Genomic DNA, 13,346 nt, shown 5'->3' with positions numbered 1-13,346 from the left:
TTCAGATGTCGCCCTGGCTCTGTTGCGAAGTCTGCTCGTCCCTCGGATTGATGAAGCTATCGACCGTGATGGCGAGCAGCAGGATCAGGCTCTTGATGAGGTTCTGCATCGTGTAGGTGATGTCGAGGATGGTCATGCCGTTGAGGAGCACGCCGACCAGCAGCGTTCCGACCAGCACGTTGCGCACGCTGCCGCGGCCGCCGCTGAGGCTGATGCCGCCGAGCACGACGACCAGCAGCACGTCATAGATCATCGTCGAGTTGTAGACGCGGGTGCTCATTCCCGAGACGGCAGCGGCCATCACCACGCCGGCAAGGAAGGCGATCAGGGCGCTGATCACATATTGCGCCACGATCAATGGGCGCAGCGGCAGACCGGTGATGCGTGCGGCGAGCGCGTTGTCGCCGGCCGCGTAGACGAACCGGCCGAAGCGCGTGCGCATGAGCACGAGCGCGACCAGCGCGGCCAAGACCGCGAAGGCGACGATCGGCATCGGCAGGCCAAGGAAAGCACCCTGCCCGAGGGCATCGAACCACGCGACGCCGGCAGGCGAATTCTGAACGTCAATCTGGAACAGGAAGGCTCGTCCCGAGCCATACATCACAAGGCCCATCGCAAGCGTCGTGAAGATGGCGGGAATGTCGGCGTAAGCGATCAGGATGCCGCTTGCCAGGCCGATGGCCAACGCCAGCAAGGCGCCGTAGACCAGAGCCGTGTCGAAGGGCGTGCCGGCTTGCGCCATCGAAAGCACCCAGGACAGCGACACCACCATGGTCGCCACCATGGCAAGGTCGATGCCGCGGCCGATGACGACCAGCCCCATGCCGAGGCCCAATATGCCGAGGATGGAGACGCTGCGTACCAGTGCGATTAAATTTCCGGCGGTCAGGAAATTGTTCAGCGTGGCGGCAAAGACCACGAACAGCGCGACGGCGAGCGCGAACACCACGCCCTCCTGCGACAACCGCGCCTTGGCCATTGCGCCACCTCCCGAACCAGGCCTTTCGGCCCGGTCGCGAACCCCCTTCGCGACCTGCTTTTCCTCCGGGCGACCATCCCCTTTTTGGGTGGCTCAAGACATATCCGCTCAGAGAATATCAGTTATGTTTCATGTCGGATCGGGCATAGCGCGCGGCATTGGGTGGAGCTTTGGGAGCAGAAGGCCGGACGCGTTCGGCAAGGCCTGCCATGCGATAAGCGCCATAGCTGTTATCCGGATTCCGTACAGCCTCGTCGCTTCACTCCTCCTTGCCAATCACGCAAAACTGCTGACCGACAGACGGGGGCGCTAAGGCGCCCCTTACACCGGGAGGAAATGATGACGGACGAGCCGCGCAAACAGACGTCGGGGGTCTACAGACGCCGAGTGGGCGATGCCATGATCACCGTCATCAATGACGGTTTCCTCGATATCAGCGTGGCCATTCTGCGCGGAACGGAGCGCGGCGACATGGAGGGCCTGATGCGCGAGCAGTTCCGCCATACGGAGCCGCGCCTGACGGTCAATGCCTTCGTCATCGAGACCGGCAAGAACACCGTCCTGGTCGATGCCGGCGGCGGATCGACCACGGTCTATTCCATGGGGCTGCTGCCGCAGAATCTCGAGGCCGCCGGTTTCAAGCCCGCGGACTTCGATACCGTTCTGCTCACGCATATCCATCCCGACCATTCGAGCGGCCTCATCGACACGGCCGGCAAGCCGCTCTTCCCGCGTGCCGAGATCATCGTGCACGAGGACGATCTCGACTTCTGGTCCGATCCGGAAAAGCGCGGAAAGTCGGCGGCGGCCGTGCCCTATGCCGGCTCGGCGGATGCCTTGCTGACGACATATCGGGGCCGCTTCCGCCCGACGAATGGCGGGGACGTGGTGCCGGGCATCAGGCAGCTGCCGCTGCCTGGACATACGCCCGGCCATAGCGGCTATCAGCTCGACTCGGCCGGCGAGACGCTGGTGATGTGGGGCGACACGGTGCATGTGCCGGAGATCCAGATTCCGCGGCCGCAGGTCACCAGCGAGTTCGACGTCGACGAAGCGCTGGCGCATGAAAACCGGTGCAAGATCTTCGAGCATGTCGCCAACGAGCGGCTGCTCGTCACCGGCGGGCACCTGCACCTTCCCGGCTTCGCGCATCTGGTGAAGGCTGGCGCGGGCTACCGGCTGGTGCCGGAAGCCTGGCTGGTTCAGCTTTAGAAAACGGACACGGAAAAATGGGGCCGGCCCGATAGGACCGGCCCCGATCCGTTTCGCGAGAACTATCAGTCGGTCACTTCGACCCAGGTCTTGCTCTTTGCGTCGTATTTGACCAACGTCACCTGCTCGGCGGTGATGGTGATGTGGCTCTGCTCGGTGAAGCCGATGGTGCCGGTCATGCCCTTGAAGCCCTGGACCGCGTTGAAGCCTTTCTGCAGGTCTTCCGGCTTCGTCGACTTCACGTCCTTGATGACCTGCGCCAGCATCTTGATGCTGTCATAGGCGCCGGCCGAGAACGGCGTGGCATCGACGTTGAACTTCTTCTTGTAGGCGTCCTTGAACGCCAAAAGTTCCGGACCCGGATGCAGCTCTGTCGTCAGCATCGCGGTGATGGTCCCGTCGGCAAGGTCGCCGGCCAGCTTCGAGTAGGTGTCGTCGGCATTGGTTTCGTCATTGCCGTAGACGATGGCGTCATAACCGATCGAATGCAGGTCCTGCACGAAGGCGGCCTGATCCTGCGGCGTCAGCCAGACGTCGACGCATTTAATGCCCGCCGCCTTGATGGCGTTGACCTCCGGCATCAGGCCGGCGGTCGCACCCGTCGACCAGTTCTCGGTGATCGCGTGATCCATAGCGATCTTCTTGCCGGCCTTGTCATAGGCAAGCTGGATGCCGAACAGACCGCCCTGCCCATAGGTGGATGGATCATGCAGCACCGCAAGGCCGTCGGGGCAGTGCTTGAGCGCATGCTGGCCGATCTTCTCGCCCCAGGCGAAGGTGTTGAGGCCGAAGTCGAAGACCCACGGATTGGGCGGGCTGGTCGGACCGTCCGGATTGACGGTCAGGCCGCCATCGTCGACGACACCGATGGTCGGGAACTTGTGGCGCTGCGCCAGCTGCGCCGTGACCGGGCCCGTATCCGGCGAACCGGCGATGGCGATCGCGCCCTGCGACATCAGCTTTTCATAGAGCTGGCCGGACAGCGTGGCCGACGCATTGTCGTTATGCGGGTCGAGCTTGAAGGTGTGGCCATCGACACCGCCGGCGGCGTTGACCTCATCGACCGCCATCTGCGAGCCGTTCACGGTGGCGACGCCGGTCGAACCATAGGCGCCGGTCGTTCCCGCGATCAGGCCGATGAGATATTCATCCGCGGCGCCGGCTTGAACGCCGAGCCCCCAGAAAGCCGTCGTGGCCAGCAACATCGCGGAAGTCGTCGCGAGTTTTCTCATGTTTGATTTTCCTCCCTGCGATCGGTGGGCATGAACCGACAACCCGATCGCTCAATTTGCCCTGCGCTTCCCGCGCCCTCTCGGTCTCGAATTTTGCTATCCCGTTGCCCGGCCTTGTCAACGCGAGCGCCAGCGCTCCGGAACCGGTTCCGCGACCTTCCAAACGCCGCTGCAGAAACCCGCCGAGCACGATCGCCGACGCGATCGTAAGGAAGCTCGATTCTCGGTCTAACTCATTATTTTTATTTACTTTTTATGCCAAATTGGCTTGATCTCTTCGCGCATGAAGGCACGTCCCGGGCAGGCCTCGTCGCCCCGCGTTTCAACGCTCCGAAACGCCGTCCAATCGCTGCGCTCATAGCTGTTATGTCACTCGCATCAGCTATTTCCGGACTGTCACTTTCGACTAGGTATTTTGGTACCGGCGCAGCATGCCAGAGCTGGACATTCGGTATGAAACCCGGGGCGACATGGAACCCCGGCCCGACGGTTCACGGATGAACCGGGGCGGCTATCCAACGGAAGCGTCTCCCGCGAGGCGATCAAGCCGGCTGAGGAGGCGACGCCGGCCGGAGGAGAGGGGAAAGCCACCAGTGCTGCAATTCGTGTTGAGCGGGGTAGCGATAGGATCGATCTACGGTCTGATCGGCATGGCGCTCGCGATCTCGTTCTACGTCACCCGCATCATCAATTTCGCGCAGGGCCAGCTGATGATGGTGACCGTGATGGTCACCGCCGAGCTCGCCTCTTCCGGCTATCCGGTCTGGCTGGCCGCGCTTGCCGGCCTGGCGTGCTCGTGCATCGTCGGCATCCTGTCCTATGTCATCGCGGTGCGGCCGATCCTTTTGTCGAACCGCTTCAGCTTCGGCTGGCTGGTGTCGACGCTGGGCTTCGCCGTGATCGTGGAAAACGCGGCCGCCTATATCTGGGGCCCGACCTCGCAAGCCTTCCCGCCGATCCTCAACGGCATCAGCCTGCCGATCGGTGGCGCGGTGCTGACCGCACAGCAGCTTCTCGCCATCGTCACCGCCGCGGTGCTTGCCGCCGGCTTCGAGATCGTGCGGCGCTACACGCTGTTCGGCAAGCTCGGCATGGCGACGGCGGCCGACCCCGAGATGGCGTCGGCCATCGGCGCCAACACCACTATCGTTGCCATCGTCGCCTTCGCGATCTCCGCCATCTACGCCGGGATCGCAGGCCTGCTCATCGGACCTTCGACCTTCGCCAATCCCTATCTCGGCGATACGTTCGGCACCTACGGCTTCATCGCCATGATGATCGGGGGCGGCACCGAGCGGCCGATAGCGGCGATGTTCGGCGGCCTGCTGCTCGGCGTCTGCGCCGAAGGCGCCAACGCGCTGATCAATTCGCAGGCTTCGGACTGGTTTCCCTTCATCGTGCTCGTGCTCATCCTGATCGTCTCGCCCAAAGGCCTGTTCAGCACCAGCAATCCACTGTTTCGCCCGCGCCGGGTGGCCGTGACGCGCGGCTGAGGTCGAGCATGGCCCCTGCATTCGATACTCAGTCGGGCACCGCCGCTCCAAGGCTTCGCATCGGCCGCTGGCGCGCCGCCGGGCTGGCCGCCGTCCTGATCGCCTATCTGGCGGCGACCGCCTATGTCGCCCACACCGACCTCGGCCTCCAGAGCCTGGTGCTGGTGGCCGCGGTCTTCGGCATCCTCGCCATCAGCCTCGACCTGGTGGCCGGGATGCTCGGCCTCTACTCACTGGGCCAGGGAGGCTTTTTCGGGATCGGCGCCTACGCGACGACGATCCTTGCCAACGACTATGGCTGGAACGCCTTCGGCCTGCTGGCGCTGGTCCTGGCGGCGACGGGGCTGATCGGGATGGCTGTGGGCGCGATGTCGCTCAGGGTCAGTGGCCTCTACTTCGCCATCACCACCTTCATCTTCACGCTGGTGCTGACGGTCCTGGCGACCGACATGGTCACCGTCACCGGCGGCCTGCAGGGCTTGCTCGGCCCGGCCTTCCCGGATTTCCCGGCAAGCCTGGAATGGCTCGGCACACCCTTGGTGTGGTGCATCATGCTGGCGCTGCTCGCCTGCCTCGGCCTGGTCTGGAACATCCGCCATTCGCCGCTCTACCCGATCCTGCTTTCGATCCGCGACGCCGAGCCTTTCGCCGAGGCAGCCGGTGCCCGCACTGCGGCGATCAAGGTCGGCGTCTTCAGCGTCTCGGCGGCGATGGCCGGAGGGGCTGGCTGGCTCTTTTCCTTCCTCGGCGTTGTCTCTCCTAGCCAGTTCGACTGGTCAGTGTCGCTGAACGTGCTGGTGATGGTGCTGATCGGCGGCATCAACACCAGCATCGGTCCGGTCGTCGGCGCGATGTTCGTCTCGATGTTCCCGAATGTCGTCAACATCAATCCCTGGCTGCAGGAGATCGTCTACGGAGCGCTGTCGATCCTGGCGATCACGCTGTTGCCCGACGGCGTCGTCGGTATCGCGCGGCGCGCGCTTGCCCGGCGCGCCGGCGGCATTGCTCCGGCCGCGGAAGCCGCCTCGGCCGAAGCCATGCCCACCGCGCCCGCCACCGCGGCCTCGCCCGCTTCGCCGACAGACTCCGAGGTCATCGTGGAATGCCGGGGTATCGAATTCGGCTACGGGCTCGGCCCGAAGGTGCTGCGCAATGTCGACCTGGCCGTCCGCCGCGGCCACATACACGGACTGATCGGCCCGAACGGTTCGGGAAAAAGCACTTTGGCCAATGTGATATCGGGGCGCCTGACGCCGCATGCCGGAGAGGTCCTGCTCAAGGGCACGCGCGTTGACGGCATGCCAGCGAGCAGCCGTTCGCGGCTGGGACTGCGGCGCACCTTCCAGGCCGCGCAGTTGGTCAAGGAACTGACGCCGACGCAGAACGTCATGGTCGGGCTCTTCGACCGCGTGCCGCGCATCGTCGGCCGCGCGCCGCTCTGGCCGATGCTTGCCTCCGGCCGGCGCGATCTCGCGGCCATGCAACGCCGCGCCAGCGAGGCTCTCAGCCTCGTCGGCGCCGGCGACTGGACGGCAAGGCAGGTGGCGGACGTGCCGCACGGCATCGAGCAACTGACCCAGCTCGCCTCGGTCTGCGTCGCCGGGCCGGACATCATCGTGCTCGACGAGCCGGCGACCGGACTTTCCGCCAAGGAGGTCAGGCATCTGGCCGCGATCCTGGCCAATCTCAAAACCCAGGGCGTGACGATGATCATCATCGAGCACCAGACGCGTTTCCTGTTCCCGCTCTGCGATCGCGTGACCGTGCTCAACGCCGGCGAGGTGATCCTCACCGGCTCGGCCGACGAAGTGCGCGCCGACCCGGTGGTAAGACAGGTGTATCTCGGCGAATGAGCGAGCAGCCCACTCTCGAAATCAACTCGCTGAGCGCCGGCTACGGCCGCTTCGATATCGTGCGCGACGTGGCGCTCAGCGTCGGCAAGGGCGAGGCCGTCGCCTTGCTCGGCCCGAACGGCGCCGGCAAGACGACGGTGCTGCGCGCGATCATGGGCCTCGTCAAGCAGCGGCGCGGCCTGATCCGGATCGGCGGCACCGACGTCTCGGCGCTGCCCACGCACCGCATCGCACGCGGGCTTGCCGCGATCGCGCCCGAGGGACGCCGCCTGTTCCTCGACCAGTCCGTTGAGGACAATCTGCTCCTGGGTGCCCTGCATCTGCGGCACGACAAGGCCCGCATCCAAACATTGCTCGCCTCGGTCTACGATCTCTTCCCGGTCCTCAAGGCCTATCGCCAGCGGCTGTCGTCGTTCCTGAGCGGCGGCGAGCAGCAGATGGTCGCGATCGGCCGCATGCTGATGAGCGACCCAGAGATCATGCTGCTCGACGAACCCTCGGTGGCGCTTTCTCCGGTCGCCGTCGACATCGTGGTCAAGGCGATGCTGGAGCTGCGCAAGCGCGGCGCCTCGCTGCTTCTGGTCGAACAGCGCACCGACGTCGCAACCCGCGTCTGCGACCGGCTCCATGTCATGACGCATGGCGAGATCGTCGACGAGATGAAGCCGGAGACGATCCGCTCCGGCGGCATGTCGATCCTCAACAAATATCTCGGCTAGAGCAATTCCAGGAAAAGTGCGTAGCGGTTTTCCGTCCGGAATTGCGTAAAAACAAAACTTAGAGCGGTTCGGCGATTCCGTGAAACGCTGAACCACTCTAAAGCCCGAGACTGTCTCGGTCGACGTTACGCCTCTCAGGCCGAGGCGGCGTAGCGCCGGGCGAGCGCCGACATGCCGACGGCCAGCACCAGGATCCCGCCCTTGAAGATCGGCTGGAAATGGGTGGGCGCGCCGAAGATGCTGAGCCCGTTGAAGCCGACCGCCAGGATCAGCACGCCGACCAGCGTTCCGGTGATGTGGAACTCGCCCTCGCGCAAGGTGGCGGAACCGAGGAACACCGCGGCGAAGGCGTCGAGCAGATAGCCGTCGGCGGCGGCCAGCGTACCGCTGCCGAGCAGCGACGACAGCAGCGTTCCGGTGAGCGCGGCGCAGAAGCCGGCGGTGGCGAAGGCGAAGATCTTGATGCGGTCGACGCGGATGCCCGAGAGCCTCGCAGCCTCCATATTGCTGCCCACGGCCTGCATCTTCTGGCCGATATCGGTCTTGTTGAGCACCGTCCACAGCGCCAGCAACACCACGACCATGATGATCACCGGGTTGGGCAGGCCGAAGACGATCCGGCCGAGCGAGATGTCGGTGAAGGCGCGCGGGATGCCGGTGGCGATCGGAAAGGCGCTGTAGGTGAAACCGATGCCCGTCAGCATCGTTCCGATGCCGAGCGTGGAGATCACCGCATTGATCCTGACCTTGGTGACGAGCAGGCCGTTGAGGATGCCGATCCCCGAGCCGAGAGCCAGGGCACACGCGATGCTCAGCCAGATCGGAAAGCCCTCATACGCCATCAGGCCGGTGACGATGAGGCCGACGAAGCTCGCGACATAGCCGATGCTGAGATCGAACTCGCCGACGACCAACGTATAGGTCAGGCCGCTGGCGATGATCGCGGTGAGCGAGGCCTGGCTCAGGATGTTGAGGAAGTTCGCGCGCGACAGGAAAATGCCGGGGGCATTGATGGAGAAGAACAGCACCATCAGCAGCAGCCCGATGATCGTTCCGTAGCGCGACAGGCCGATCAACGCGGTCCGCTTCCACGAGGATTTGCGGGGCTGCGGCGCTTCCTTTGCCACGGGCACAGTCTCGGCCGTCATGCGGCTTCTCCTTGATCGTCATGCGCGTCTTGATAGCTGAGCTCGATGATGCGCGCTTCGGTGATGTCGGCGCCGGTGAGTTCGCCGGTGATGCGGCCCTCGCGCATCACCAGGACGCGGTCGGCCAGCAGCGTGAGTTCCTCCACGTCGGAGGAAATCACCAGGATGCCGACGCCGGAACGGGCAAGCGCGCGGATGGCGTCGTGGATCTCCTCGCGCGCGCCGACGTCGACGCCCCGCGACGGCTCGTCGAGGATCAAAAGCCTGGTGCCGGCATTCAGCCAGCGCGCGATCAACGCCTTCTGCTGGTTGCCGCCGGAAAGGCCAGCGATCTTGGCGGCGACGCCCGGCGTCTTGATGCCGAGATGGGCAACGAGGCTTTCCGCCTGCCGTCGGCTCTTGGCGTCGGACAGGAACGGAAGACCAGGCACGCTGCGCAGCAGCTTCAGCGTCGAGATGTTGATGTTGAAGGCAACCGACTGCTGCAGCATCACCCCTTGCGAGCGACGCTCTTCCGGCACCAGCGCGATGCCCGCTTTCACCGCTTCGGACGGGTTGGCGACGTGGAGCCGCTTGCCGTCCAGTTCGAAATGGCCGACCTCCGGGCGAGCGAGCCCGGCGACGAGATGAGCGAATTCGGTGCGGCCGGCCCCGACCAGCCCGCCCAGCGCCAAAACCTCACCCTTGTAGAGATCGAGGCTCACATCCTTCACCGCCTGCTTCCAGGCAATGGAGCGCGCGGAAAAGACCGGCTGCCGGCTGCGGTCGGCAGCAAGCCGGTCGCGCTCGTCCGGCGTGCGGATGGCGTGGCCGATGATGGCGCGGACCAATCCCTTCTTGTCCAGCGCGCCGCGCTCGGCCTCGTTGACGATGCGGCCGTCACGCAGCACGGTGATCCTGTCGCAGAGCTGCAGCACTTCTTCCAGCCGATGCGACACATAGAGGATGGCGACGCCCTGAGCGGCAAGGTCGCGGATGATGGCGAAGAGCTGCTCGCTTTCCGGCTCGGAGAGCGAGGCTGTCGGCTCGTCCATGGCGATCATGCTGGCGTCTCGCGTGAGCGCCTTGCCGATCATGACCAGCCAGCGCTGGGCGACCGACAGCTCCGAGATTTTGGTATCGAGCGGAAAACGGATGCCGACGCGCTCGGCCGCGGCGCGCGCCGCGACGCCCGAGCGCTTCCAGTCGATCATGCCGAACCGCGTCGCCTTCGGCGCGCCAAGCAGCATGTTCTGCAGGGCGCTGAAATGCGGAATCAGGTTGAGTTCCTGATGGATGAAGGCAAGCCCGGCGCGTTCCGACGCCTGTGGTGAGCCCATCTGAAGCTCGTTGGCCGCGATCATCACGCTGCCCTGGTCCGGGCTGGTGACGCCGGCTAAACAACGAATAAGCGTCGACTTGCCGGCGCCATTGGCGCCGACAAGGCCGTGCACCCGGCCGCGCTCGATGTCGAGATCGGCGCGGTCGAGCGCAAGTTCTCCCGCAAAGGATTTGGTCAGGCCACGGATGCGCATCCATGCGTCGGCGGCCGAAGCGGTCGCCGACACCTAGCCACTCCGTTTCACGGAGCGGCCCGACCGGCAGGTCTCACATGCCATTGGGATGTTCGGCCATGAACTTGTCGACATTGTCCTTGGTCACCACCACGCCGGGGATCTCGATGGTCTTCGGCTGCCAGGAATCGCCGGCCTTCTGAGAGTCGAGAATGGCCTGGAACACTTCCTTGCCTTCCTGATAGGCGGGCTGCCAGACGGTGGCCGTCATGTCGCCTTCCTTGACCAGCTGCAGGGCCTGGGCGCTGCCGTTGATCGACACGGTGGTCACGTCGGTGCGGCCAGCCTGGCGCAGCGCCGCGACGGCGCCCTGCATCGGCTCGTCCCAGCACGACCAGATGGCGAGCGGCGTGTCGCCGCCGGCCGGATGCGCGGTCAGCCAGGCCGCGGCCGTGGCGTTGCCGAACTGGACCTGTCCGGGCGCGACCACTTCGCTGTAGTCCACCTTGACGTCCGACTTGCCCTTGACGCCTTCGTCGAAGGCTACGCCGCGGTCGATGCAAAGCTTGCCCGGATGGAAGGTCATAGCCAGCACATTGGCCTTTTCGCCGGCCTTCTCCAGAAGGTATTTCACTGAATCGTCGCCGACCTGCCGGCCGCTGGTCGTCGCCACGATACCGGGGACGATCTCGCCGCCCCAGGTGCCGACAGGGATGTGCGCGTCACGCGCCGCCGCCAGGCCGGAGCCGATCGAGCTGCTGGCGAAAGCCAGCACGAAGATGGCATCGACGTGCTGGGCCGCGAAGTTATTCATCGCCGCGTTGGCCTGATCGGCGCTGGCCTGGGTGTCGGTCACCTTGACGTCCCAGCCGGCCGCCTTGGCGGCATCCGTCGCACCGCCGATGACCGCAATGTTGAGCGCATCGTTGGCCAGCAGCGCGACGATGCCGAGCGTCTTGTGGTCCTGCGCCTGCACTGCGGTTGAAACGATCATCGTTCCGGCGGTCAGTAAGGCAAGCAAAAGCCTTTTCATCTGGGAAATCCTCCTCTCCCGTTGGTGCCGGCCCATGGCGGGCCGACCGTTTCCTCTCCTCGGACTCCGATCAGGGGCGCCGGGACATCGGCTAGCCGTGTCCGTCGGGCGCCCCTATCGGCCGCTTGCATGCACGACTCCGTTGTGGCTCGCGCGAGCCGACATGAGACGGAGGTGTCTGCCGCTTAATCTTGGTACCGGTACCATATGGTAGTTTTAGCAGACCGGCAATAGCCACCATCGCTTGCCCCACGAAATTCGGCTTTGCGCCGCCACATGTGATTTGAAATGGGCGAGATCGCGTTGCTCAGCTGATTTCTCTTGTTATCGGTATCAAGCTAGGGCTATGGCTGAAGCAGCCGAAATGGAGAGCGCCGCGAGCGCGTAACAGCTCGAACGAGATGGGAGCAGACATGAAAGTGACCTATGACTTTTCCGGCAAGAACGTCATCCTGATCGGAGGGACGACCGGCATCGGGCGGGCCACGGCGCTGGCCTTCGCCAAGGCCGGAGCCAATCTCTACGTTTCCGGCATCGGCGCGGAGACCGGGGAAAGCCTCAAGGGCGAGGTCAAGCCGCTTGGCGTCGAGATCGAATTCGAAGAAGTCGACGTTCGCGACAGCAAGGCGATGGCGGCCCTGCACAAGCATGCCTTCGAGCGTTTCGGGCGCATCGACATCGCCTTCAACAATGCCGGCGTGCCGGGTAAGACCGCCCCGGTGCACGAACTCGAGGACGCCGACTACGACCTGCTGATGGATGTCAACCTGCGTGGCATCTTCAATGGCCTGAGGCATCAGATCCCGCATATGACCGCCAAGGGCGGCGGCGCGATCGTCAACACCTCGTCGCTGTTCGGCGTCATGGGCTTTGCCACTACGGCGGTCTACTGCGCCAGCAAATGGGGCGTGATCGGCCTCACCAATTCGGTGGCGCTGGAAGTCGCGCGCAAGAACATCCGCGTCAACGCCATTGCGCCCGGCTCGGTGATGACGCCGCTGCTGCGCGGCATGTTCGGCAGCGAGCAGAGCGCCAAGGACACGGTGCTGCCGATGATCCCGATGGGCCGGATCAGCGACCCGTCCGAAATCGCGCAGCTGGTGCTTTTCCTGTCGTCCGACGCCGCGTCCTTCATCACAGGGCAGGCCGTGGTGATCGACGGCGGCGGCTTCGTCGCGGGCGCCGACAAGCTCTGACAGATTCAAGGCTGAGGCTAAGTCCCCAGCCTTGCTCTTCCCCATCTGGGGATTTGTTTTTTCGCAATTCCGGACGGAAAACCGTCGCACACTTTCCTGGAATTGCTCTAGCCGACGCAGCTCTGCTCGCCCTTGGCAAGGGCGATCTCCACCACTTGAAGCCCCCTGTCCGTCAGCCGCGACGGGAATGTGGTACGCAGCCTGTCTTCATGCACCGGGATCACCCGGCGCACCTCGCCGCCGACCGATTTCAGCATCTCGGCGCTGGAGAAGATCAGATTGTGCTGGCTGCCCACGGCAAGGCCGATCGGCACGATCTGCGGCGCAGCCGGATCGAGCCCGGTCAGATTGTCGTAGGTGTAGATGAGGTCGCCTGCGAAGATCCAGCGGTCCTCGCCGCCACTGGTGCCGTCGTTGCGGACAGTCACATACATGCTGCCATAGGTGTGGGTGTCGGCGGCGAGATGGACGTCGATCCCCGGCAGCACGTTTTCCTGGTCGCCGTCGATGCAGATCATGCGGCCTTCCTTCGCCGCTTCGACCGCGCGCACGATGTCGGCCGGATCGCCGCCGCCCACCAGGAAGCGGTATTCCGGCCCGAGCGTGAGCGCCCAGACCCATTTGTCCAGCTCGCTCTTCTGGACGTAGAATTTGGCGTTGGGAAACAAATGCATGGCGCCCATGTGGTCGAAATGGGCATGGGTGATGAAGACGCTGGTCACGTCCTCCGGCTTCACGCCGCATTCGGCGAGAACCGCGCGCGGACCGTGGTAGTTCGAAACGCCGTAGGCGGTGGCCAGTTGCTCACCATAGGCAACATGGTCGTAACCGGTATCGATCAGGATGGTTTCGCCGCCGCCTTTGAGAAGCGCATAGGCATAGGGAAGCTTGCGCGTGCCCTGGTGCTGCGGCCCGTACATCATGACGCTGAAGGGGAATTTCTCCACCGCCGCATATTCGAGCACCCAGATCGAGTAGTGAGCCATTC

The 13,346-nt window shown here is 64.5% G+C and carries 11 protein-coding genes; 5 read left to right on the top strand and 6 right to left on the bottom strand.

The annotated features are described in order from the left end of the window. Window position 1: 1 nt before the first annotated feature. Window positions 2–979 carry an ABC transporter permease gene (locus LB572_RS01760; RefSeq protein WP_224666458.1) on the bottom strand — a complete coding sequence of 326 codons (978 nt, stop codon included), beginning with the start codon at window positions 977–979 and terminating at the stop codon, window positions 2–4. A gap of 339 nt (window positions 980–1,318) precedes the next feature. Between LB572_RS01760 and LB572_RS01755 the strand changes: the two genes are divergently transcribed. Continuing rightward, window positions 1,319–2,191, top strand: coding sequence for an MBL fold metallo-hydrolase (locus tag LB572_RS01755; protein ID WP_224666457.1), 873 nt, complete (start codon window positions 1,319–1,321; stop codon window positions 2,189–2,191). A 65-nt stretch (window positions 2,192–2,256) separates the two neighbouring features. Here LB572_RS01755 and LB572_RS01750 read toward each other — a convergent pair whose 3' ends face one another. Beyond that, window positions 2,257–3,423, bottom strand: coding sequence for an ABC transporter substrate-binding protein (locus tag LB572_RS01750; protein ID WP_224666456.1), 1,167 nt, complete (start codon window positions 3,421–3,423; stop codon window positions 2,257–2,259). Between the two features lie 593 nt (window positions 3,424–4,016). Here LB572_RS01750 and LB572_RS01745 point away from each other — a divergent pair. From LB572_RS01745 to LB572_RS01735, 3 genes are read left to right on the top strand one after another with little or no spacing between them, the layout of a single operon-like run. Continuing rightward, complete coding sequence (locus LB572_RS01745) at window positions 4,017–4,916, top strand: branched-chain amino acid ABC transporter permease (RefSeq protein ID WP_224666455.1); 900 nt, start codon at window positions 4,017–4,019, stop codon at window positions 4,914–4,916. An 8-nt stretch (window positions 4,917–4,924) separates the two neighbouring features. Then, entirely contained in the window at window positions 4,925–6,769 is a 1,845-nt protein-coding gene (locus LB572_RS01740) for a branched-chain amino acid ABC transporter ATP-binding protein/permease (protein ID WP_224666454.1), read from the top strand. Beyond that, window positions 6,766–7,488 carry an ABC transporter ATP-binding protein gene (locus LB572_RS01735; protein WP_224666453.1) on the top strand — a complete coding sequence of 241 codons (723 nt, stop codon included), beginning with the start codon at window positions 6,766–6,768 and terminating at the stop codon, window positions 7,486–7,488. The genes LB572_RS01740 and LB572_RS01735 overlap by 4 nt, the downstream gene beginning before the upstream one ends. A 134-nt stretch (window positions 7,489–7,622) precedes the next feature. On the opposite strand, the gene LB572_RS01730 is transcribed toward LB572_RS01735, so the two are convergent. The 3 genes from LB572_RS01730 to LB572_RS01720 are packed head-to-tail and all read right to left on the bottom strand — an operon-like array spanning window position 7,623 to window position 11,162. Continuing rightward, on the bottom strand, window positions 7,623–8,636 hold the full coding sequence (locus tag LB572_RS01730; protein ID WP_140803097.1) for an ABC transporter permease: 1,014 nt from the start codon (window positions 8,634–8,636) through the stop codon (window positions 7,623–7,625). Beyond that, complete coding sequence (locus tag LB572_RS01725; protein ID WP_140803098.1) at window positions 8,633–10,183, bottom strand: sugar ABC transporter ATP-binding protein; 1,551 nt, start codon at window positions 10,181–10,183, stop codon at window positions 8,633–8,635. Before LB572_RS01725 ends, LB572_RS01730 begins: the two co-directional genes overlap by 4 nt. A 40-nt stretch (window positions 10,184–10,223) precedes the next feature. Continuing rightward, the gene (locus tag LB572_RS01720; protein WP_224666452.1) at window positions 10,224–11,162 is read right to left on the bottom strand and encodes a sugar ABC transporter substrate-binding protein; all 939 of its coding nucleotides are present in this window, start codon (window positions 11,160–11,162) and stop codon (window positions 10,224–10,226) included. A 413-nt stretch (window positions 11,163–11,575) separates the two neighbouring features. Here LB572_RS01720 and LB572_RS01715 point away from each other — a divergent pair, with 413 nt between their 5' ends. Beyond that, window positions 11,576–12,358, top strand: coding sequence for an SDR family NAD(P)-dependent oxidoreductase (locus tag LB572_RS01715; RefSeq protein WP_224666451.1), 783 nt, complete (start codon window positions 11,576–11,578; stop codon window positions 12,356–12,358). A gap of 107 nt (window positions 12,359–12,465) precedes the next feature. Here the strand turns inward: LB572_RS01715 and LB572_RS01710 are convergent, their stop codons facing one another. After that, entirely contained in the window at window positions 12,466–13,344 is an 879-nt protein-coding gene (locus LB572_RS01710) for an N-acyl homoserine lactonase family protein (protein WP_224666450.1), read from the bottom strand. Window positions 13,345–13,346 lie beyond the last annotated feature (2 nt).

This window comes from Mesorhizobium sp. BH1-1-5, from assembly GCF_020165615.1.
Lineage (GTDB): Bacteria > Pseudomonadota > Alphaproteobacteria > Rhizobiales > Rhizobiaceae > Mesorhizobium.
Note: the sequence above shows the minus strand (reverse complement) of the source record. Positions and strands in the feature narration are given on the sequence as shown.

What these genes read in the sequence shown, in the direction of transcription:
- LB572_RS01760 (WP_224666458.1), bottom strand. Translation starts at nt 979, where the DNA reads ATGGCCAAGGCGCGGTTGTCGCAGGAGGGCGTGGTGTTCGCGCTCGCC.
- LB572_RS01755 (WP_224666457.1), top strand. Translation starts at nt 1,319, where the DNA reads ATGACGGACGAGCCGCGCAAACAGACGTCGGGGGTCTACAGACGCCGA.
- LB572_RS01750 (WP_224666456.1), bottom strand. Translation starts at nt 3,423, where the DNA reads ATGAGAAAACTCGCGACGACTTCCGCGATGTTGCTGGCCACGACGGCT.
- LB572_RS01740 (WP_224666454.1), top strand. Translation starts at nt 4,925, where the DNA reads ATGGCCCCTGCATTCGATACTCAGTCGGGCACCGCCGCTCCAAGGCTT.
- LB572_RS01735 (WP_224666453.1), top strand. Translation starts at nt 6,766, where the DNA reads ATGAGCGAGCAGCCCACTCTCGAAATCAACTCGCTGAGCGCCGGCTAC.
- LB572_RS01730 (WP_140803097.1), bottom strand. Translation starts at nt 8,636, where the DNA reads ATGACGGCCGAGACTGTGCCCGTGGCAAAGGAAGCGCCGCAGCCCCGC.
- LB572_RS01720 (WP_224666452.1), bottom strand. Translation starts at nt 11,162, where the DNA reads ATGAAAAGGCTTTTGCTTGCCTTACTGACCGCCGGAACGATGATCGTT.
- LB572_RS01715 (WP_224666451.1), top strand. Translation starts at nt 11,576, where the DNA reads ATGAAAGTGACCTATGACTTTTCCGGCAAGAACGTCATCCTGATCGGA.
- LB572_RS01710 (WP_224666450.1), bottom strand. Translation starts at nt 13,344, where the DNA reads ATGGCTCACTACTCGATCTGGGTGCTCGAATATGCGGCGGTGGAGAAA.